Consider the following 20,143-nt stretch of genomic DNA (forward strand, 5'->3'; position numbering starts at 1 on the left):
CGCCTATCAAACACGGACGTCGGATTCAGCACCATGGAATTGCAGTTCAGCATCACCCCAGAACACACGCGGATGCGGATCGGCGCACTGCTTGAGCAGGAGCTGCTCAAGGATGATCAGCTGCAGGCGCGGCTGTTGGTTCATATGCAGCAGTTGCAAGACCGCTTGCTCGCACCGCTGCTGTTTTTCCTGGGGCTGGCCGGTGGTTTGCTGGCGATCTATTTCCCCGCGCGCTTACTCAGCGCACAGACTTTAATCGCCATGGTGCTGTTCGCCGTGGTTTTTACGGGGAGTTGGTGGTTTTACTCCGATCGCCTGTTAAACCCTTTGCGCAAACGCATCGCTGACAACCGTGCGAAGCCGCGTGCGCCTTTTCGTCGTGCGAGCCAGCGCCTGATCGAAATGAAGTTACGCACGCAGCTCAAGGCGTCTGAGGGAAATTATCGCCTGCAACTCGACGAACAGGGTTTCACCCTGATCAATACCAAAGGCAAGAGCGCCAAAGCCAGCCTGGCCTGGGCGCAGATCGTGCGACTCAAAGTCACGCCCGACTTTTACTCCGTTGCCTGCGCCAAACTGGACAGCAAGGGCAAGGCCTATCACATCCCCAGGCACAGCGATGCGATGGACGCGGAGCTTTATCAGCAAGGTCTGACGCTGTTTTTGAGCCGGGTGCCAGTTTCGGTTCAGTCATGAACAGCCCGCTCGAAACACACTCGAGAATGTCCCCGTGAGAAAAATCCTCCTGGGCTTGTTGGTCACCATCCTGAGCTCTCACGCCCTGGCCACTGAACCTCGGTTTACGACTCAGCTCAGTTGTCAGTTGGGTGACAGCCTAAGCGTGATTTCGCTGCTTCGCGGGCATCCCCTTTCGGGTACTGATGTGTACCGGGTGCGGCAGCCAGATGCAGCGGGTTTCCTGTACGAAGACGCGGATGCTTCTCGAGGGAGTAACGTGCAGTCGCGATGTGTGCCACTGAAAGAGGGTTCGCGTGTGCTGCTGGTCTCGGGTGAATTCACCTCGAATTACCTGCAAGGGGTGCTGTTCTATCTGGATGTTGTCGATCACAAGATCGGGCGAATCGAATTCGCTGAAAGAAACCGTCCGGGATGGATCTGGCTGACGGAGCAAGGTCCTCAGGTGATTTTTGCGAACGTGGGTCATGAGAGTTCGCACAAATACCTGATCTATGGCCCCAGTGACCGCTATCAGGAAACGGATGAGTTTCCCGCTCATTCACACGTGAAGAATGAAACGCTGGTGACGTTAAAACTCTAACCACTCTCGCTCGATACAAATGAAGTTTTTACAAAGAATCGGCCCTACTCCTCAAAAAAACTCCCATTCCCTGACAGCCGGCGTTCAGCCGGGTTAACCATCGCTTAACGCCGTGGTCGAAAACTCTACTGAACCGCACGCCCTCGACCGTTTTGGCCGACGCCCAGTGCGGCAGGTTCGGCCCGCGTCACGCCGAACTTCTTTCCGTTGCTCGGGAGTCCTTTGATGAACATTCGTCCCTTCCTGCTCACCGCCGCCCTCGCCTGCACAGCCTGCGCCGGGCTGGCCCAGGCCAATGACACGTCCGCCACCTCCAAAGCCGTGCCTTATCAGTACGGCATGCCGCTGCACGTGGCGAAAGTGGTGTCGTTGACCGAGCCACCCACAATGGATTGCAAGGTGATTACCGCAGACATGAAATACATCGACAACAACGGTAAGCCTGAGGAAATCAGCTATCGGAAATTGTCTGACGCGTGCAGTTATCAAAACTGACGGAAAGCTCTGATTTGCGGGTTTGCGGTAGGCTTGGCGTGCTCCGGAGGTTATGCTCGGGGTCCTCCTCACTGCCGCAAAGGACTCGCCATGCAGTTGTCGTTTCGCACGTTGTCTGGGATCACTGCTTCGTTGTGTTGTGTGCTCGCGCTGGTCTGGGGCTTTTTCCCCGAACTGTTGTTGGCGATCTGGAGCATTGAATATTCCGACGGAGCCGGGTTTGTCGCGCGGCGCAGCGCCATGTTGTTCGCGGCGCTGGGGGTGATGTTTTTCCTGGTACGCAATGCGCCGCCGTCATCGACACGAAGTGCGCTGAGCAACGGTTTTATGGTCGGCTGTTTTGGTTTGGCAGTGCTCGGTTTCGGAGAATGGCTGAACGGCCACGCCGGCCCCGGGATTTTGCTCGCGGTGCTGGTCGAGTTCGCGCTGGGCCTCGGTTTCGTGCAGGCCCGGCGCGTGACGGTCGAACTGAGTGAAACGGTGCGTTAAACGGCTCTGGAGCGTGGGCTGTAGTGGTGTGGCGTAGCTTGTTCCTTCAAGTCCGAGCGCAGCCCTGCGATCAGTTCATTGATTTCACGACAGCCATTGAGGTGGCTGGCGTCGATGCCACTGACCAACAAATCGACCTGATCGGTCTGATGATCGCCAAACACTTTGACGGTCATCGACAAGTCGGGCGACAAGGTGCACTGGCAGCGTTTTGGCAGAAAACTGCTTTCAATGATGTTACGAAGTTCCAAGGCAGACAGAAACATGGCGAACCCTCTCCTTACTGTGCGATTGCCAATCAAGTATTCACGCTGACCTTTTGCTGCTCCTGCACGGGTGTGTCCCCGCTGTTTCCCTGGTGCGGCAAACGGTGGTACTGCGAAATGCCCATTGGAGTGTAGGCGCCCAAACCCGGTGCGCCGCACTGAAAAGACGCATAAAACGTGCCTTTCATCGGCTCATTTTGACCCTCGAAAAATCAATGACTTGGCGCGATGGCCAGCGTTTTGCCAGTTGCAAAATGCCGGAATGGCTGGAGGGTACGTTGCATTTTGCAATCTGTTGCGGGTTTGCATTCGCTGCCTGTGACAGTAAGAATGCCTGTCAATCACCCTACACCCGCCAGGAGGCTTCCATGGGTTCTTTACGCATTTACGCGACCACCGGGCTCGTTATCGCAAATCTGTCCACGTTCGCCCACGCCGCCAAACTTGAAGACGTGGCCCCGTACCCGAAAGCCGAAGCCGGCTTCACCCGCCAGGTCATACACTTACCCAAACAGGCGCAGGAAGAAAACTTCCGGGTCGAGATCCTCGCGGGTAAAACCCTCGAAGTGGATTGCAACCGCCAGAAACTGGACGGGATTCTCGATGAAAAGAGCCTGCAAGGCTGGGGTTACCCGTTTTATCGCCTTGAGAATGTCATCGGTCCGACGAGCACGATGATGGCCTGCCCTCCCGGCTCGAAGAAAAAACGCGCGTTCGTACCGGTTGTCGGTGATGGCTTCATGCTGCGCTACAACAGCAAACTGCCGGTCGTGGTCTATGCCCCATCCAATGTCGAAGTGCGCTACCGCATCTGGTCGGCCTCGGACAAAACCGGAACAGCCCTTCAGGAATAATCAGAACAAGGAGCGCCGCTGTTGATTACCTGCCACGTCAGATATGTCATTGATCCTTACCAGTTGACCGAATTCGAGGCTTACGCCAAGGCCTGGCTCGGAATTGTCGAGCGCCTGGGCGGCAGCCATCACGGCTATTTTCTGCCATCGGAAGGCGCCAGCAACATCGCTTACTGCCTGTTCAGCTTTCCCTCGCTGGCCGATTACGAAAGCTATCGGCATATCGCCATGACCGACCCGGAGAGCACGGCGCTGGTGGCGACGCTGGTCGAGAAGAAGTTCATTGTCAGCTACGAGCGCACATTCCTGCGCCCGTTGCTGGCCTGACCGACATCACGCCGGGACGCTGCACGCCGCCGCGCGCTCGGCGACATGCCGCAAACTGTCGAAATTGATGTTCGCACCGGAATCGATGGCGACGAAAGTTTGCTCGCGGACTCCCGTGCGCGCCACGAACTGCTTGATCCCGGCCACGGCCAAGGCGCCGGAGGGCTCGGTGATCGAGCGGGTGTCGTCGTAGATGTTCTTTATCGCTGCGCACAGTTCATCGTTGCTGACGGTGATGACTTCGTCGACACAAAACCGGCAAACCTCAAAGCCGAACTCACCGATCTGCGCCACCGCCACACCATCGGCGAAAGTGCCGACATTGGGCAGGACGACCCGTTCTCCTGCGTGCAGGGCGGCTTGCAGGCATGCAGAGTGTTCGGATTCGACGCCGATGATCCGCACGTCCGGGCGCAGGTATTTGATATAGGCCGCGATGCCCGCGATCAACCCGCCACCGCCGACCGGAATAAAGATCGCGTCCAGTGCGCCCTGGTGCTGGCGGAGGATTTCCATGGCGACGGTGCCTTGCCCGGCGATCACGTGCGGATCATCGAACGGTGAAACAAAGGTGCGCCCGGTCTGCTCGGCAAGTTGCAGTGCATGAGCCAGTGCAAACGGAAAACTCTCACCGTGCAGCAGCGCTTCGGCGCCACGACTTCGCACGCCAAGCACTTTCAGTTCCGGCGTCGACTTCGGCATGACGATAGTCGCGGCAATTCCGAGCTCGCGCGCCGCCAGCGCCACGCCTTGCGCGTGATTGCCGGCAGACGCGGTGATCACCCCGCGCGCTTTCTGCGCATCGCTCAATTGCACCAGTTTGTTGTAGGCGCCACGGATTTTGAAAGAGAACGTCGGCTGCAGATCTTCGCGCTTGAGCAGGATGCGGTTGCCCAACGCTTCGGACAGTGCCGGCGCAGCCTGCAACGGCGTACGCACGGCCAGGTCATAAACGGGCGCGGCAAGAATCTTCTTCACGTATTGCTCAAGCAGGGCTTGCTGATCGTCGGTATACGTCATCTTCATCTCCTTGATAACCCCCTGTAGGAGCTGCCGCAGGCTGCGATCTTTTGATCTTGATCTTTAAAAGCAAGATCAAAAGATCGCAGCCTGCGGCAGCTCCTACCGGGGGTGTTTTTTTACCTGGAGACAGAAAATGAAAACCCGCCTCTAGGGCGGGTTGGGTGCTGCAGTCGTGAGCTAGCCCGCCAAATGAGGAATGGCGGTAATAATGCTTGGCTGGCAACGCAGTACGGTGGAATTCATGTGCTGGAAATTAGCGCGAGCGTTGCGGGCAAGTCAATGGCCAATTTTGCCAGACGCTTGTAATCTGCCAGCTCCACTCAGCCGTTCAAGGATCGAATGCATGATGTCCGTCGCCCTGCCCCTCACAGCGCTCCTCGCTTTTACCGGTTACACGGTGTCGGTGATGCTCCAGGCTGAACAGTCGCTGATCGACTTCGGCATCAGTCTGATGTCGCGGCCCGACACCGCGCAGGTGGTGATTGATCTTTATCTGCTGGCGACCTTGGCCGGGATATGGATGGTCAAGGATGCCAAATCGCGGGGACAGTCGTTCTGGTCGGTGCTGCCCTACCTGTTGCTGACGGCGGTTTTTGTGTCGATCGGGCCGTTGTTGTATTTGGTGGTGCGTGGGGTTCAGCAGCGGCGTAAAACGGTGGACGTAACGCAAGCGGGCTGATCAAAATCATGCAGAGTTTACGAAATAGCTATCGCTGGCAAGCCAGCTCCCACAAGGATTCAGGGTGTCCACGGGTGTTGTGACCTCCCGAGTTTCTGTGGGAGCTGGCTTGCCAGCGATGGCGGTGGATGGAACAGCACAAATCACCTGGCCAACCGCCGCAACCCAAACAACATTCCCCCCGCCCCCACCATCATCACCAGCAGAAACACCGGATAAGACACCCACCACGGCGTCCCGGCGGTCATCATGCTGAACTCCGACATACCGCCAATGCTCGCAATCAGGTTCAGCGGCAAAAACACCACGTTGATCAACGTCAGCTTGCGCAGCAGATTGTTCATGCTGTTGTTCATCAGGTTGCCACGCGCGTCGATCAGCCCGGAAAACACCGTGGAATAGATTTCCGCCTGCTTGTAACACTGGTTGTTTTCGATGATCAGGTCGTCGATCAGCCCCAGCGCCTCGCCGCCAAAATGCTGCTTCTCGGCGTGATTGCGCAGGCGCGTCAGTACCGCGCCGTTACTGTGCAGCGCGTTGATGTAATAGATCAGGCTTTCGCTGAGGTTGAACATCTGCACCAGGTGCTGATTCTGCATCGACGCATTGAATTTCTGCTGCAATTCGCGGGCGACCAGTTTGATCACCTTCAAGTGGCCGAGGTAGTGATGGATGTTGTTGAACAGCAAGTCGAGCAACACATCCAGCGGCGTGTTTAACGATTGGCGGGTGCCGAGACCATGCAAAGGCGTGTCGTCAGTCGCAATCACCAGCAATTGCCCCGGCGCGAACAGCAAGCCACAGGACGACACTTCAAAGGCCAGGCTGCCGCCGCCGGAATAATTTTCCGGACGCTTCCAGATAAGGAACAAGTGATCCGGGTGAAACTCGATACGTGACACTTCGTCGGGGTCCAGCGCCGAAGCCAGTGCGTGTTCATCGACTTTGAAATGACTGTGCAGCAACTCGCGCTCGGCGGCGTCGGGGTTGCTGAACAGCATCACCTCGGCATCCAGTCGCTCGACCCGCTGCAAAGCGCCGTGGCTCAATGCAAAACTGTTGATCATCGGCGCGTCACCAGGCCTGTCCGCGCCGTTTCAACTCCAGGCGCCGTACAAACTCCTCGAGTACCAGCGAATACAGATCGTCCTGCAAATAGGCGTCTTCGATGCCGGCATCGAGGTTCGGGTTGTCGTTGACCTCGATCACTACCACTTTGTCGCCGGCCTGTTTCAGGTCGACGCCGTAGAGGCCGTCGCCAATCAGATTGGCCGTCTTCACCGCCAACTCAACCACCGCACGCGGGGCTTCATGGACAGCGAGGGTGCGGCATTCGCCGTTGACGTCTTGCCCCTTGGCTTTGTGGTTGTAGATTTGCCAGTGTCCCTTGGACATGAAGTATTGGCAGGCGAAGATCGGCTTACGGTTGAGCACGCCGATGCGCCAGTCGTACTCGGTGTAGAAAAACTCTTGAGCCAGCAACAACACCGAGTGTTCAAACAGTTCGGCGGTCGCTTCAAGCAGCGCCTGCTGGCTTTCGACCTTGATCACCCCGCGCGAGAAACAGCCGTCGGGAATCTTCAGTACCAAGGGAAACCCCAGGCGCTCACCGACCCGTTCGAAGTCCTCGGGTCGCTCCTTGTAGAGGATTTCGGTGGCGGGCATGCCCAATTGATGGCTGTTGAGCAGGTCGGTCAGATAGACCTTGTTGGTACAACGCAGAATCGACGTCGGATCGTCCATGACCACCAGCCCCTCACTTTCGGCTTTCTTGGCGAAACGGTAGGTGTGGTTGTCGACGCTGGTGGTTTCGCGAATCAGCAAGCCGTCGTACTCGGCGAGCCGCGCATAGTCCTTGCGCTCGATCAACTCGACATCGATGCCCATGGTCTTGCCGACGCGGATGAAGTTTTCCAGCGCTTTGCTGTTGGAGGGCGGCAACGCTTCCTGGGGATCGTGAAGAATGGCCAGGTCATACCGCGCCACTTGTGGCGAGCGCGGTACTCGCCAGACTTTACGGCTGAAGCCGTCGAGCGCGTGGGCGAACTGATCTTCCTGATCGTCGCGCAACTTGTGCAGCGCACCGGACTTAATGCCTTCGATGTGCCAACCGTTAGTTCGGCGAAACTCAACTAACAGTATCGGACAGGGAAACACTTCAAATAATTGTCGGGCCAGATCCTGCAAAGGTTCGATATGCGTTCGACCGAAATAAAGTGTCAGGGTGAAGCCCTCGGTATCGCTGTAAAGATTATGACTGAGGGCCTTTTCCAGGGTTTTATCAAGATCATCCAGCGCCAGGCCGTAGAGTGACTTTTTGGTCAGTTCGCTGATCGTGCGCACGGACGGAATCACCTTGTGCCCGCGCGCTTCGGCCAGCAGCGAGCAGTAATAGCCGTGCCCCAGGTACTTGTAGCTGCGACACAGGTTGATCACCTGCACGCGCTTGCCCGCCTCGCTGTCACGGCTTTGCTCAAGGTATTGCTGAGCAGTGATGATGTCTTCGCTGGGAAAGTAGGAGGCCCAATCTTCCTTGCGCTCGACAATGATTAGCACTCGACTGGAGGCTCTGACTGCTGGATTTAAATAAGTTGCCGCCGGCAAACTTTGCTCGGATACTTCGCGCCAATGACCCTGTACCGCTGACATAGAGATTGATCCGTTGGAGAACAAGACCTTTTCTATTAAGCACGAAGTTTTTCGAAAGTCTCGTTTCGTTACGCAACTTTTACGGTGGTCATATGAGTACTGTTTTTCGTCCGGCATCAGTTGAAGACTTGCCCGCACTGCTGGCATTGGAAGTGCAATGTTTCACCACGGACAGGCTGACCCGTCGCCGTTTCCAGTGGATGATTAATCGTGCCCACGGGCGATTGCTGGTGGCTGAGCATGACGGCCAGTTGCTCGGTTATGCGCTGGTGTTGTTTCATCGCGGCACATCGTTGGCGCGGCTCTATTCAATAGCCATTGCCACTGACGCGCGTGGGACCGGGCTGGGCAAGCAATTGCTGCAACGGATCGAGGCCTGCGCGCTGGAGCACGATTGCGCCTATCTGCGCCTGGAGGTGCGTACCGATAACCCCGCCGCGATTGCGTTGTACGAAGGCAATGGCTACCGGCGCTTCGCTTTGGTTCACGATTACTACGAAGACCACGCCGACGCCTTGCGGTTGGAGAAACGTATTCTCCAGCACCGTGATTCGCGCAGCATCAAAGTGCCCTATTACCGGCAAACCACCGATTTCACCTGTGGCCCGGCCTGTCTGTTGATGGCCATGGGCGCGCTGCACCCGGAGCGCTTGCTGGAGCGACGCGAAGAGCTGCAAATCTGGCGCGAGGCAACCACGGTGTTCATGACTTCGGGCCATGGCGGATGCAGCCCGCAGGGTTTGGCGCTCGCGGCTTGGCGACGCGGGTTTCAGGTGAGTTTGCAACTGAGCATGGCCGGGCCATTGTTTCTTGACGGTGTGCGCGATACGCATAAAAAAGACGTCATGCGCCTGGTACACGAGGAGTTCACCGCGCAGTTAGGAGAGACGGACGTCGAGACGCTGATCGCTGCACCACTGGATTTGCCGGCCATGCTGGATGCCGGTGGGCAACCGCTGGTGTTGATCAGCAGCTATCGGCTGACACGCTCCAAATCACCGCACTGGGTGATGGTCACCGACTGTGATGCGGATTTTGTCTATCTGCATGACCCGGACGTTGATCACAGCCAGCACCGACAGCCGATGGACTGCCAGCATTTGCCGGTCAGCCATGGCGAATTCGACAAAATGTGCCGCTTTGGCCGAGGCAAGTTGCGCGCTGCAGTCACACTGTTTTCCCGCGACGCTTAGCACCCTGTGGCGAGGGGATTTATTCCCGATAAGCCGCGCAGCGGCCTACTTTTGCTAAAAGCGTGGATTGCTGCGCAATCCATCGGGGATAAATCCCCTCGCCACAGGAGCTGGTTATTTCAGGCCGACTTTGTACAGCGAACCCTTGGCCTCGTCCGTCAGCACATAGAGGTAGCCATCCGGCCCCTGTCGCACATCACGGATCCGCTGTTTGAGTTCACCAAGCAAACGCTCCTCATGCACCACTTTGTCGCCATCGAACTGCAAGCGGATCAATTCCTGCGTCACCAATGCGCCGACAAACGCGTTGTGTTGCCACGGTTTGAAGCGATCGCTGTCATAGAACGCCATGCCCGAGACGCCCGGTGATTTCTCCCACACATGGTGCGGTGCAACTGTGCCTTCAGCCGTTTTGCCCTGCGCTTCCGGAATCGGTTGCATCGAATAGTTGATGCCGTGCGTTGCCAGTGGCCAGCCGTAGTTCTTGCCGCGCTCGATGATATTCACCTCGTCGCCACCCCGCGGGCCGTGCTCGTTTTCCCAGAGCGTGCCGTTCCAGGGATTGAGCGCTGCACCCTGCGGGTTGCGAATGCCGTAGGCCCAGATTTCCGGGCGTACGCCGGACTGGCCGACAAAGGGATTGTCGTCCGGCACCTTGCCGTCCGGGTAGATCCGCACGATTTTGCCTTGCAGTTTGTCGAGATCCTGCGCCGTCGGGCGGTCGTTGTTTTCACCCAGGGTAATGAACAGATAGCCGTCCCGGTCGAACACCAGACGCGAGCCGAAGTGATTGCCGACCGATAACTTCGGTTCCTGACGGAAGATCACCTTGAAATCCTTGAGTGTTGTCAGGTCATCCGACAGTCGCCCACGCCCCACCGCCGTGCCGGCCTTGTCACCCGCACCGCCACCTTCAGCGTACGACAGGTAAATCAGGCGATCCTGCTTGAAGTCCGGCGACAGCACCACATCGAGCAAGCCGCCCTGCCCCTTGGCCCAGACCTTCGGCACGCCATTGATGGGCGCCGACAGTTTGCCGTCAGCCCCGACCACCCGCAGGTTGCCCGGTCGTTCCGTCACCAGCATGCCTTGGCGATCGGGCAGAAAGGCCAGCGACCAGGGATGTTCAAGCCCTTGGGTGATCGTCGTGACTTCGAGGGTGCCCTGCTCGCTTTGCAGCTCTTTGGGGGCGGCGGCGAATGCCGGGACGCTGATCAGCGCACCGGCGCAGAGACTGGCTAGAAGGGTTTTACGCAACATGCACGATTCCTTTTGTTCGTTTCAAAGACAGGCAGAACCTCAGTCCTGGCGTTCATCGGTTGCTGTCGCTGCTCCGTGAAGGTGGATTGGGAATAAAGGTGGGGGGTGTACTGGGTACCGAGCGAATCGGTTGGCCATTACCGATGCCACGGTTCTCGACGGTGGGCTGGCGCGGCATGGGCACCGTATTGGGGCCGCGCACGGGCGGCGTACTCGGCCGGGTGCCTTGCATACTGTTGGGGTTGGCCCGCCGAATCGGGCTGTTGTAGGGGTTGTTGCTGTTACCTGTGGGACTCTGGGCGAGCAGCTGCGCAGAAGCCGGCTGCATGACGTCCGCGTTAGCCCAACCCGCGCCGAGGGCGAGAACAGCGAGGACAAGCAGAATTCGGTTCATGGAGCGGCCTCTCGATGCGCGGGGAATAGAGCCTTCGAGTCCACGCTACGCGCAGGGTTCGGATTTGTTAAGTCACAGGCGTTAAACAACATGTAACACGACTTGACCAAGCTGCCGCGAGCCAACGCAATCAGCGGAAACTTTCGCGCGCCATGGCGGGTCATCCGATCATCACTCGGAGAACACCACCATGGCTCGGGCAATCTGGAAAGGCGCGATCAGTTTCGGACTGGTACACATCCCCGTCGCACTGGTGTCGGCGACATCGTCCCATGGCGTGGATTTCGATTGGCTCGACAGCCGCAGCATGGACCCGGTGGGCTATAAACGCGTGAACAAGGTGACCGGCAAGGAGGTCACCAAAGAGCACATCGTCAAAGGTGTGGCGTACGAGAAGGGTCGCTATGTGGTGCTCAGCGAAGAGGAAATTCGCTCGGCACACCCTGTTTCAACGCAGACCATCGACATCTTTTCCTTTGTCGACGCCGATCAGATCCCCCTGCAAAACATCGACACGCCGTATTACCTGGCGCCCGACAAGCGCGGCGGCAAGGTTTACGCGCTGTTGCGTGAAACATTGAGCAAAACCAACAAGGTCGCCCTCGCCCGCGTGGTGCTGCATACCCGGCAGTATCTGGCGGCGTTGATGCCGCTCGAGTCGGCGCTGGTGCTGGTGAAGCTGCGCTGGCCGCAGGAAGTTCGCGGCCTGGATGAGCTGGACTTAGGCACCGAAGTGACCAAGCCACAGTTGGCCAAGGGTGAACTGGACATGGCCAAACGTCTGGTGCAGGACATGAGCGGCGACTGGAAACCCGAAGATTACAACGACGAGTTTGAAGACAAGATCATGGCGCTGGTGGAGAAGAAGGCCCATGAAGGCAAGATCGAGGATGTCGAAACAGTGGGTGGCGAGGAAGAGCGCAAATCGGCTGATGTCATCGATTTGACCGAACTGCTTAAACGCAGTCTGGGTGGGAAAGCGGCGGCGAAGCCAAAGGCCAAGGCGGCTCCGGCCAAGAGAACGAAGAAAGCGTCAGGTAGCTGACAGCTTGTCTGTGCAAAAGTGATGTTCAATGTAGGTGCTGCGGCACGCTGTGATCTTTTGATTCTGATCTTCACAACAGATCAAAAGATCGCAGCCTCGTTTCACTCGTCAGCTCCTACAGATGCCTTGAACGATCCTGTAGGAGCTGCGGCACGCTGTGATCTTTTGATTCTGATCTTCACAACAGATCAAAAGATCGCAGCCTCGTTTCACTCGTCAGCTCCTACAGATGCCTTGAGCGATCCTGTAGGAGCTGCGGCACGCTGCGATCTTTTGATTCTGATCTTCACAACAGATCAAAAGATCGCAGCCTCGTTTCACTCGTCAGCTCCTACAGATGCCTTGAGCAATCCTGTAGGAGCTGCGGCACGCTGCGATCTTTTGATTTTGATCTTAACAACAGATCAAAAGATCGCAGCCTCGTTTCACTCGTCAGCTCCTACAGATGCCTTGAGCAATCCTGTAGGAGCTGCGGCACGCTGCGATCTTTTGATCTTGATCTTCGCATCAGGTCGAGGAATCAGATAAGAATGAAGATCGCCAGCAAGCTACCGAAGATCGCCCACTTTTCCATGTAATACAGCTTGCGATTGCGCTTTTTCAGCTCTTTGCCACGCAGACGAATTTTGTAGATCTTGGTAAACAAACGGTTAATGCCGCCGGTACGGTCCCCGGCATCGTTCGGGGCACCGGCCGCTGACATCACGGTACGGCTGAACCAGGCGTTAAACGCCGCCGCCCAGCGGTACTTCATCGGACGTTCGATGTCGCAGAACAGGATGATCCGATTCTTGTCGGTGGTGTTTTCCGCGTAATGGATAAACGTCTCGTCAAACATCACCGCTTCACCGTCGCGCCAGTGATAGTTCTCACCGTCGACATTGATGTAGCAACCTTCATCGTTCGGCGTTTCCAGACCCAGGTGATACCGATAGGAACCGGCGTACGGGTCACGGTGACGAACCAGTTTCGAACCCGGCGGCAATTCGGCGAACATCGCCGCTTTGATCGAGCCGATGCTTTGTACCAGTTCAGTGGTGCGCGGGCACAGTTTCATCGCCGACGGATGGCTGTCGCCGTACCACTTCAGGTAGAAGCGCTTCCACCCCGTTTTAAAAAACGAATTGAAACCGACATCGTCGTATTGGTTGGAGCGTTTGATCTCCCCGGCACGCAACAAATTCCGGCCTTCTTCGCGGATCTCCTGCCAATGTGCCTGCAACGGGCTCAAATCAGGAAAGTCAGCCGGATCGAGGTAAGGTTTGTTCGGCTTTTTCGAGAACAGGTACAGAAAGCAGTTGATCGGCGCCAGAAACGTCGAGTGATCGCTCAATTGCCGGCCGAGTTTGTGGCGCACACGGCCACGAAGATGAACGTATGCAATGGAAATGACATAAATAGCAGCAATGATGAGTTTCACGGAAATCGTCACACGTCAGAAGTGAGCAAACTGCGCGCCCGATGGCCCAAGGCCTGGCGTCTTATGCAGAGGTCTGAATACAAATGGCACGTCCTTGAGCCCACGCGGTTGAAGGCGCTGGGTGATATGCATGGCATTTTAGCCACACTTTGTAACCGATAGTGAACCCTCATCTGTGAAAAACTGTCCCGTGTTTGCGCCAATCGGCGTCCGCGGCGTCTTCGCCCTATCGTTTAAAGAGCCAGACCAGTACAATCGCCGCCAAACTTTACGCGCCCCCCTTGGTTGATGACGGGAACCTCCCCGCTTCAGCGCACTTTGACTCGGGCCAAGCGCTCCAGCCGCACCCTCGCTACTCAGAATGCTTCGCAGGAAAAACTCTTGATCTCTACAGCTAACATCACGATGCAGTTCGGCGCCAAGCCGCTCTTCGAAAACGTTTCGGTCAAATTCGGCGCGGGTAACCGCTATGGCCTGATCGGCGCCAACGGTTGCGGCAAGTCGACCTTCATGAAAATCCTCGGTGGCGACCTCGACCCTTCCGCCGGCCAGGTCATGCTCGAGCCGAACGTACGTCTGGGTAAATTGCGCCAGGATCAGTTCGCCTACGAAGAATTCACCGTGATCGATACCGTGATCATGGGCCACGAAGAGCTGTGGAAGGTCAAGGCCGAGCGCGATCGCATCTACTCGCTGCCGGAAATGTCTGAAGAAGACGGCATGGCCGTGGCCGAGCTGGAAACCGAATTCGCCGAGATGGACGGCTACACCGCCGAGTCGCGTGCCGGTGAACTGTTGCTGGGCCTGGGTATCGGCATCGAGCAACACTTTGGCCCGATGAGCGAAGTCTCGCCAGGCTGGAAACTGCGCGTATTGCTGGCGCAGGCACTGTTTTCCGATCCGGAAGTGCTGTTGCTCGACGAACCGACCAACCACCTGGACATCAACACCATTCGCTGGCTGGAAAACATCCTGACTCAGCGTAACAGCCTGATGATCATCATCTCTCACGACCGTCACTTCCTGAACAGCGTGTGCACGCACATGGCTGACCTGGATTACGGCGAGCTGCGCCTGTTCCCGGGCAACTACGACGAGTACATGACCGTGGCGACCCAGTCCCGCGAGCAACTGCTGTCGGACAACGCCAAGAAGAAGGCGCAGATTTCCGAACTGCAATCGTTCGTCAGCCGCTTCTCGGCCAACGCCTCGAAAGCCAAGCAGGCCACTTCGCGTGCCAAGGCGATCGACAAGATTCAGCTGGCCGAGGTCAAGCCTTCGAGCCGCGTCAGCCCGTTCATCCGCTTCGATCAGAACAAGAAGCTGCACCGTCAGGCTGTCATGGTTGAAAAGATGGCCAAAGGTTTCGACGGCAAGCCGTTGTTCAAGGATTTCAGCTTCCAGGTTGAAGCCGGCGAGCGCGTAGCGATCATCGGCCCGAACGGTATCGGCAAGACCACCCTGCTGCGCACCCTGGTCAACGAACTGACCCCGGATGCCGGTAGCGTCAAGTGGACCGACGCCGCTGAACTGGGCTACTACGCTCAGGATCACGCGCACGACTTCGAAGACGATGTCACCCTGTTCGACTGGATGGGTCAGTGGACCCAGGGCGAGCAGATGATTCGCGGTACTTTGGGCCGCATGCTGTTTTCCAACGACGAGATCCTCAAGTCGGTCAAAGTGATTTCCGGTGGTGAGCAAGGTCGCATGCTGTTCGGCAAGTTGATCCTGCAAAAGCCGAACGTGCTGATCATGGACGAACCGACCAACCACTTGGACATGGAATCGATCGAGGCGCTGAACCTGGCGCTGGAAAACTACCCGGGCACGCTGATCTTCGTCAGCCACGACCGTGAGTTCGTATCGTCCCTGGCCACGCGCATCATCGAGCTGAGCCCGGATGGCGTGACTGACTTCAGCGGCACCTACGATGACTACCTGCGTAGCCAGGGCGTCGTGTTCTAAAACGCTGCTGCAATCTGAAAAGCCCTGTCCATGTGACGGGGCTTTTTGGTTTTGAAGATCAACAGATCGCAGCCTTCGGCAGCTCCTACAGGAGTTCCCATGTAGGAGCTGCCGAAGGCTGCGATCTTTTGATCGTTAGCCTGCTTTCTTTTATCCAACACCCAAGCCATGATGCGAACTCTCCCACCGCCGCCCGCGAACGAGTCCTCATGTCTGCGCAGCAACAGCCACCGCAAAGCTCCATGGCGATCACCCTGCAGATCGTCTCCATCGTTTTCTACACCTTTATTGCCTTCCTCTGCATCGGTTTACCGATCGCGGTGTTGCCGGGTTATGTGCACGAACAATTGGGCTTCAGCGCGATCATCGCCGGGCTAGTGATCGGCTCGCAGTACCTCGCCACCCTGCTCAGTCGGCCGATGGCCGGGCGCATGTCGGACACCATTGGCACCAAACGGGCGATCATTTATGGCTTATGGGGCATTGTGCTCAGTGGCGCGCTGACGCTGGTATCGACGTTGCTGCAAAGCTTGCCGCTGACCAGCTTGCTGATATTGATTGCCGGACGCTTGTTGCTCGGTATCGCCCAAGGCTTGATCGGGGTCGGCACGATCAGTTGGTGCATGGGCCAGGTCGGTGTCGAACACACTGCGAAGTCGATTGGCTGGAACGGCATCGCCTCTTACGGTGCGATTGCCATCGGCGCACCGCTGGGTGTGGTGATGGTGGCCGACTACGGTTTCACCAGCCTCGGTATTGCGCTGTCGGTGCTGGCGGCGGGCGCGCTGCTGCTGATTCGCAACAAACCGTCGGTGCCGGTGATTCGTGGCGAACGGCTGCCGTTTTGGGCAGTGTTCGGCAGGATCGCACCGTTTGGCGCCAGTCTGACCCTGGCCTCGATCGGTTACGGCACGCTGACCACCTTCATCACCCTCTATTACCTCAACCGCGGCTGGAGCGGTGCGGCTTACTGCCTGACCGTGTTTGGCGTGTGCTTCATCCTGTCGCGACTGCTGTTCATTTCCGCGATCAGCCGCTTTGGTGGTTTCCGCTCGGCCATCGCCTGCATGACCATCGAAACGGTCGGGTTGGTGATGCTGTGGCTGGCGCCGTCCACGGCGTTCGCCTTGATCGGTGCGGGGATGGCCGGGTTTGGCCTGTCGCTGGTGTATCCGGCGTTGGGGGTCGAGGCGATCAAGCAGGTGCCGAGTTCCAGCCGTGGCTCGGGGCTGGGGGCGTATGCGGTGTTCTTCGATCTGGCGCTGGCGATTGCCGGGCCGCTGATGGGCGCGGTGGCGCTGAACCTGGGGTATTCGTGGATATTCTTCAGTGCGGCTTTGTTGTCAGTGATCGGGCTGGGGCTGACGTTGCTGCTGATGCGTCGTGCCACGAACTGAAAAGCAAAGTCAAAAGATCGCAGCCTTCGGCAGCTCCTACATGGGCATAGCGCAGATCATGTAGGAGCTGCCGAAGGCTGCGATCTTTTGATCTATTGATCGGCAGTCTGCATGCCGGCGCGTGTCGCTTGGCCCAGCGCATGGGAGAAGAAGCGTCCAGCCTCGGAGATGAGGTTGCGGTGAATGTCTTCGCGGTCGACACCGTCGGCGTCGGTACACAGCGCCGGCATGGCGCGGATCTGTTCTTCATTGCACGGCGCCATGAACACAAAGTGCCCTGCCCCGGCCAGCAATTTGAAGTCCGGCGCGGTCGGCAGTTTGCGCGCCAGCGCAGCGGCGTTTTTGTCGAACGCGACGAGTTTGTCGCCATCGCCACTGTAGAGCAGCACTGGCACATGCACGTCGGCCAGGGTGTGGCGGCCGAACTTCAGGCTCAGCGGCGCCATCAGCAGTAACGCATGCACGCGGGGATCGGCCACCGGTTGCAAATCGTCGCGATCAACGATGAGTTCGCCCTGGGTGTTGCAGGCGTCACGGTCATCCGGGCGTTCCTGGCAATAACGCCGCAGACGATCCAGGTCCGGTTGCGCGCCGGACAGAATCAACGCGGTCTCGCCGCCCGCGGAATAACCGATCACGCCGACCTGCTCGGGGTTGACGTACGGCGCCAACATGCGGTCGCCAAGGGTTGCGGTGATGGCTTCGGAAATCTGGATCGGCCGCCCGTACAGATTACTCAAGGTGCCGAGCCGACTGTGATCCTTGGAATTGTCGCCGGGATGAATCACCGCGACCACGACGAAGCCTTTGCGGGCCAGCGATGTGGCGAGGTCGTGCAAGGCCAGTGGTGTGCCGGTGTTGCCGTGCGAAAGCATCAGCATCGGAAAGCGGCCGATCGCGACCTTGGTGTCCTCGCCGGCCTCGACGGAATAGCCTTCGAGCAGGCTCATGTGCTCGCGATCACTTGAGGGATAGAACGCGATGGCGCGCATCGGCTGCAGGTCCAGCGGATCGAGGAACGTCATCTCGTGGTAGCCGACGCTCCAGACAGGATGTCGCCCCGGCGCAGCTTGCACTGAATTCAGGCTGCCGATCAGGCAAATCAGTAACGTTGCACAAAGACGCATCATCGGATGCCCCACCCTGTTGTTACTCAATCGAAAGATCCATTGCGTTGCGGGCCAGAAACGCCGGGGATTCGGCGCTGCGGTACGACAATGCATTCAGACGCTGATCGTTTGACTGCATAACCCGGGCCAGATTATGTAACAGTCAGAAACAAAAAACTCCGTATTCGGCCCTTGCAGAACCAGAATACAGAGTTTTTTCGGTGTTACCTGAACCTCAGCTGTTCTTTACGCAAGCCTTACGCGGCGGCGAACAGTTGCTCGCTGATCTTCGCTTGGGCTGCAGTCATGGCGTTGTTACGGACTTCGTCGCCGTACGCCAGGCCTTCGGCACGGACGATTTCAATGTCGGTGATGCCGAGGAAGCCCAGAACCAGCTTCAAGTATTCTTCGTGGGCGATGCCGCTGGCCTGACCGGCGTGGATGCCGCCAGCCGTGGAAACGATCACCACTTTTTTGCCGCCGCACAGCCCTTCGGGGCCGGCTTCGGTGTAACGGAAGGTCTGACCGGCGACGGCAACGCGATCGATCCACGCCTTGAGTTGGGTCGGCACAGTGAAGTTGTACATCGGTGCGGCGATGACGACGGCGTCGGCAGCGATGAACTCGGCCAGGGTCGAAGCACTCAGTTCGGCTTCGTGCTGCTGTGCGGCGTTGCGCAGTTCAGCAGTGGTGCCGGCCGCCACCAGAGTGGTCGACGAGAAGTGGCTGATGGCGTCGGCTGCCAGGTCGCGGTAAGTCACGACAGCGCTTGGCTCGGCGACTTGCCAGGCTTTGACGACTTCGCTGCTCAACTGACGGGAAGCCGAGTTGTCGCCCAGAATGCTCGAATCGATATGCAGCAGTTTCATGTGGAATCTCCTGGAATGAATCGCCGGTGGCGACGGAATGGAGACAATCCTACGCAAGAAACCAATGGATGATTAGCCGCCTGAAATGCGATAGTTTGTCCCATTGATAGAACAGTTGGAATTCAGCCATGCAAGACCTCAACGATCTCTACTATTTCGCCAAAGTCGTCGAGGCCGGCGGATTCGCGGCGGCCGGGCGTTTACTCGGCATTCCCAAATCGCGGCTGTCACGGCGCATCGCCGAACTGGAAGAACGCCTCGGCGCGCGTTTGCTGCAGCGCACCACGCGCCAACTCAACCTCACGGCGGTCGGTGAGCGTTACTTGCGTCACTGTCAGGCGATGTTGCTGGAAGCGGAAATGGCCGATGAGGCGGTGGCGAGCATGTCGAGCGAGCCGCGTGGACGCTTGCGGGTGTCTTGCCCGACCGGTCTGGCGCGCGAGATGCTGCCATGGGTGATCAGCGAATTCCTCGGTAAATTCCCCCAGGTGCAGCTGGAAGTTGTATTGCTCAACCGCCGCGTCGATCTGGTCGGCGAAGGCTTTGATGTGGCCCTGCGCGTGCGCGAACACGGTGATGAGGACCCTTTGCTGGTCACCCGGCGCTTGCGCCAGGCGCAAATGGTTGTGGTGGCCAGTCCGGCGTTTATTCAGGGGCAATCGATCAACCATCCGCAAGATTTGCGAACGCTGCCGGTGCTTGGCGCTTTGGAAGCGGATCGTCTGGTTCATGTGCGCCTGCTGGACCAGCAGGGCAACAGTTTCGAGTTGAACATGGAAGCCCGGCTGGGTATCGATGACTTTATTGTGCGCAAAGCCTGCGTGCTGGCCGGCCAGGGTTTCACGTTGCTGCCGATGATGTACTGCGAAGAAGAACTGCAAAACGGCACACTGCTGCAACTGCTGCCAGAGTGGTCATTGCCCGGTGGCTGGCTGCAAGCGGTGTACCCGCATCGGCGCGGGGTGATGCCGGCGGTGCGCGCGTGGATCGATCACCTGGTCGAATCGTTCAATGCCTGTGGGGAGCGGTTGTTATGAAAAAGGGAAGGATGAGCGAAGCGGACGTCGCCGAATTTTGCCTGGCGTTGCCGGGCGCGCGCGAGGATTACAAATGGGGCGGTGTGCGGGTGTTTTCGATTGCCGGCAACAAGATGTTTGCCTTGCAGGGGCTGCGCGGTGATTCGCTGGCGTTCAAGGTCGACAAGGATCTGTTTCTCGGCCATTGCGACCGCCCCGGCATTCACCCGGCGCCGTATCTGGCGCGGGCGCAGTGGATCATCATGCACCCGCCCTACCCGCTGGGTGCCGAGGAATTGCGCGGATTGTTGCAGCGCTCGCACCAGTTGGTGGTGAGCAAACTGCCGAAAAAAACCCAAATCGGTTTACTGCTGTAACCCCGATCCTTTGTAGGAGCTGCCGGAGGCTCGG

At 58.0% G+C, this 20,143-nt stretch carries 23 protein-coding genes and 1 pseudogene; 14 read left to right on the forward strand and 10 right to left on the reverse strand.

The window, feature by feature from the left end:
• Nucleotides 1–33 precede the first annotated feature (33 nt).
• The 4 genes from ACZZ0B_RS12130 to ACZZ0B_RS12145 all read left to right on the forward strand — a co-directional run bounded on the left by ACZZ0B_RS12130 (nt 34) and on the right by ACZZ0B_RS12145 (nt 2,263).
• Nucleotides 34–696, forward strand: coding sequence for a hypothetical protein (locus ACZZ0B_RS12130; protein ID WP_463545305.1), 663 nt, complete (start codon nt 34–36; stop codon nt 694–696).
• Nucleotides 697–730: 34 nt separating this feature from the next.
• Nucleotides 731–1,279 carry a hypothetical protein gene (locus ACZZ0B_RS12135; protein WP_463545306.1) on the forward strand — a complete coding sequence of 183 codons (549 nt, stop codon included), beginning with the start codon at nt 731–733 and terminating at the stop codon, nt 1,277–1,279.
• Between the two features lie 225 nt (nt 1,280–1,504).
• Nucleotides 1,505–1,774, forward strand: coding sequence for a DUF2790 domain-containing protein (locus ACZZ0B_RS12140; protein WP_463545307.1), 270 nt, complete (start codon nt 1,505–1,507; stop codon nt 1,772–1,774).
• A 90-nt stretch (nt 1,775–1,864) separates the two neighbouring features.
• A complete protein-coding gene (locus ACZZ0B_RS12145) occupies nt 1,865–2,263 on the forward strand; it encodes a hypothetical protein (protein WP_008079537.1) in 399 nt (132 codons plus the stop codon).
• Here ACZZ0B_RS12145 and ACZZ0B_RS12150 read toward each other — a convergent pair.
• The gene (locus ACZZ0B_RS12150; protein ID WP_008079538.1) at nt 2,260–2,529 is read right to left on the reverse strand and encodes a DUF1652 domain-containing protein; all 270 of its coding nucleotides are present in this window, start codon (nt 2,527–2,529) and stop codon (nt 2,260–2,262) included. The two genes, ACZZ0B_RS12145 and ACZZ0B_RS12150, sit on opposite strands and share 4 nt — an antisense overlap.
• A 368-nt stretch (nt 2,530–2,897) precedes the next feature.
• On the opposite strand from ACZZ0B_RS12150, the gene eco reads away from it, so the two are divergent.
• The gene (gene eco / locus ACZZ0B_RS12155; protein ID WP_008079540.1) at nt 2,898–3,383 is read left to right on the forward strand and encodes a serine protease inhibitor ecotin; all 486 of its coding nucleotides are present in this window, start codon (nt 2,898–2,900) and stop codon (nt 3,381–3,383) included.
• Between the two features lie 21 nt (nt 3,384–3,404).
• Complete coding sequence (locus ACZZ0B_RS12160) at nt 3,405–3,710, forward strand: NIPSNAP family protein (RefSeq protein WP_008079542.1); 306 nt, start codon at nt 3,405–3,407, stop codon at nt 3,708–3,710.
• Between the two features lie 30 nt (nt 3,711–3,740).
• Here the strand turns inward: ACZZ0B_RS12160 and ilvA are convergent.
• Nucleotides 3,741–4,736: pseudogene (gene ilvA / locus ACZZ0B_RS12165) on the reverse strand (threonine ammonia-lyase, biosynthetic); the annotation flags it as partial.
• 340 nt (nt 4,737–5,076) lie between these two features.
• Between ilvA and ACZZ0B_RS12170 the strand changes: the two are divergent.
• Complete coding sequence (locus ACZZ0B_RS12170; protein ID WP_008079139.1) at nt 5,077–5,412, forward strand: DUF2834 domain-containing protein; 336 nt, start codon at nt 5,077–5,079, stop codon at nt 5,410–5,412.
• A 143-nt stretch (nt 5,413–5,555) separates the two neighbouring features.
• On the opposite strand, the gene ACZZ0B_RS12175 is transcribed toward ACZZ0B_RS12170, so the two are convergent.
• Together ACZZ0B_RS12175 and ACZZ0B_RS12180 are read right to left on the reverse strand one after the other, a co-directional pair.
• Nucleotides 5,556–6,479: a magnesium transporter CorA family protein gene (locus tag ACZZ0B_RS12175; RefSeq protein WP_463545308.1), complete on the reverse strand. Its 924-nt coding sequence runs from the start codon at nt 6,477–6,479 to the stop codon at nt 5,556–5,558.
• Nucleotides 6,480–6,486: 7 nt separating this feature from the next.
• On the reverse strand, nt 6,487–8,061 hold the full coding sequence (locus ACZZ0B_RS12180; RefSeq protein ID WP_008079134.1) for a RimK family alpha-L-glutamate ligase: 1,575 nt from the start codon (nt 8,059–8,061) through the stop codon (nt 6,487–6,489).
• Between the two features lie 92 nt (nt 8,062–8,153).
• On the opposite strand from ACZZ0B_RS12180, the gene ACZZ0B_RS12185 reads away from it, so the two are divergent.
• Nucleotides 8,154–9,254: a peptidase C39 family protein gene (locus ACZZ0B_RS12185; protein WP_463545309.1), complete on the forward strand. Its 1,101-nt coding sequence runs from the start codon at nt 8,154–8,156 to the stop codon at nt 9,252–9,254.
• A 114-nt stretch (nt 9,255–9,368) separates the two neighbouring features.
• Here ACZZ0B_RS12185 and ACZZ0B_RS12190 read toward each other — a convergent pair whose 3' ends face one another.
• Both ACZZ0B_RS12190 and ACZZ0B_RS12195 read right to left on the reverse strand, forming a co-directional pair.
• On the reverse strand, nt 9,369–10,514 hold the full coding sequence (locus ACZZ0B_RS12190; protein WP_463545310.1) for a PQQ-dependent sugar dehydrogenase: 1,146 nt from the start codon (nt 10,512–10,514) through the stop codon (nt 9,369–9,371).
• Between the two features lie 52 nt (nt 10,515–10,566).
• A complete protein-coding gene (locus ACZZ0B_RS12195; protein WP_463545311.1) occupies nt 10,567–10,908 on the reverse strand; it encodes a hypothetical protein in 342 nt (113 codons plus the stop codon).
• A 190-nt stretch (nt 10,909–11,098) separates the two neighbouring features.
• On the opposite strand from ACZZ0B_RS12195, the gene ku reads away from it, so the two are divergent.
• Together ku and ACZZ0B_RS12205 are read left to right on the forward strand one after the other, a co-directional pair.
• Nucleotides 11,099–11,953: a non-homologous end joining protein Ku gene (ku, locus tag ACZZ0B_RS12200; protein ID WP_008079127.1), complete on the forward strand. Its 855-nt coding sequence runs from the start codon at nt 11,099–11,101 to the stop codon at nt 11,951–11,953.
• A 21-nt stretch (nt 11,954–11,974) separates the two neighbouring features.
• A complete protein-coding gene (locus ACZZ0B_RS12205; protein WP_463545312.1) occupies nt 11,975–12,481 on the forward strand; it encodes a hypothetical protein in 507 nt (168 codons plus the stop codon).
• Here ACZZ0B_RS12205 and lpxO read toward each other — a convergent pair.
• Nucleotides 12,474–13,373, reverse strand: a complete 900-nt coding sequence (lpxO, locus tag ACZZ0B_RS12210) for a lipid A hydroxylase LpxO (protein WP_463545313.1) — start codon at nt 13,371–13,373, stop codon at nt 12,474–12,476. The genes ACZZ0B_RS12205 and lpxO overlap by 8 nt on opposite strands.
• A 381-nt stretch (nt 13,374–13,754) precedes the next feature.
• On the opposite strand from lpxO, the gene ACZZ0B_RS12215 reads away from it, so the two are divergent.
• Nucleotides 13,755–15,341, forward strand: a complete 1,587-nt coding sequence (locus ACZZ0B_RS12215) for an ABC-F family ATPase (protein ID WP_081500496.1) — start codon at nt 13,755–13,757, stop codon at nt 15,339–15,341.
• Here the strand turns inward: ACZZ0B_RS12215 and ACZZ0B_RS12220 are convergent.
• A complete protein-coding gene (locus ACZZ0B_RS12220; RefSeq protein ID WP_463545314.1) occupies nt 15,338–15,511 on the reverse strand; it encodes a hypothetical protein in 174 nt (57 codons plus the stop codon). The two genes, ACZZ0B_RS12215 and ACZZ0B_RS12220, sit on opposite strands and share 4 nt — an antisense overlap.
• A gap of 39 nt (nt 15,512–15,550) precedes the next feature.
• On the opposite strand from ACZZ0B_RS12220, the gene ACZZ0B_RS12225 reads away from it, so the two are divergent.
• Nucleotides 15,551–16,738, forward strand: a complete 1,188-nt coding sequence (locus ACZZ0B_RS12225; RefSeq protein WP_463545315.1) for an MFS transporter — start codon at nt 15,551–15,553, stop codon at nt 16,736–16,738.
• Nucleotides 16,739–16,830: 92 nt separating this feature from the next.
• Here ACZZ0B_RS12225 and ACZZ0B_RS12230 read toward each other — a convergent pair whose 3' ends face one another.
• Together ACZZ0B_RS12230 and ACZZ0B_RS12235 are read right to left on the reverse strand one after the other, a co-directional pair.
• A complete protein-coding gene (locus ACZZ0B_RS12230) occupies nt 16,831–17,868 on the reverse strand; it encodes an alpha/beta hydrolase family protein (RefSeq protein WP_008079112.1) in 1,038 nt (345 codons plus the stop codon).
• Between the two features lie 236 nt (nt 17,869–18,104).
• On the reverse strand, nt 18,105–18,716 hold the full coding sequence (locus tag ACZZ0B_RS12235; RefSeq protein WP_008079110.1) for an FMN-dependent NADH-azoreductase: 612 nt from the start codon (nt 18,714–18,716) through the stop codon (nt 18,105–18,107).
• Between the two features lie 128 nt (nt 18,717–18,844).
• On the opposite strand from ACZZ0B_RS12235, the gene ACZZ0B_RS12240 reads away from it, so the two are divergent.
• Entirely contained in the window at nt 18,845–19,753 is a 909-nt protein-coding gene (locus ACZZ0B_RS12240) for a LysR substrate-binding domain-containing protein (protein WP_158831914.1), read from the forward strand.
• A complete protein-coding gene (locus tag ACZZ0B_RS12245; protein ID WP_008078931.1) occupies nt 19,750–20,109 on the forward strand; it encodes an MmcQ/YjbR family DNA-binding protein in 360 nt (119 codons plus the stop codon). Before ACZZ0B_RS12240 ends, ACZZ0B_RS12245 begins: the two co-directional genes overlap by 4 nt.
• The last annotated feature ends 34 nt before the right edge of the window (nt 20,110–20,143 follow it).

Source organism: Pseudomonas sp. AC247, assembly GCF_979258015.1.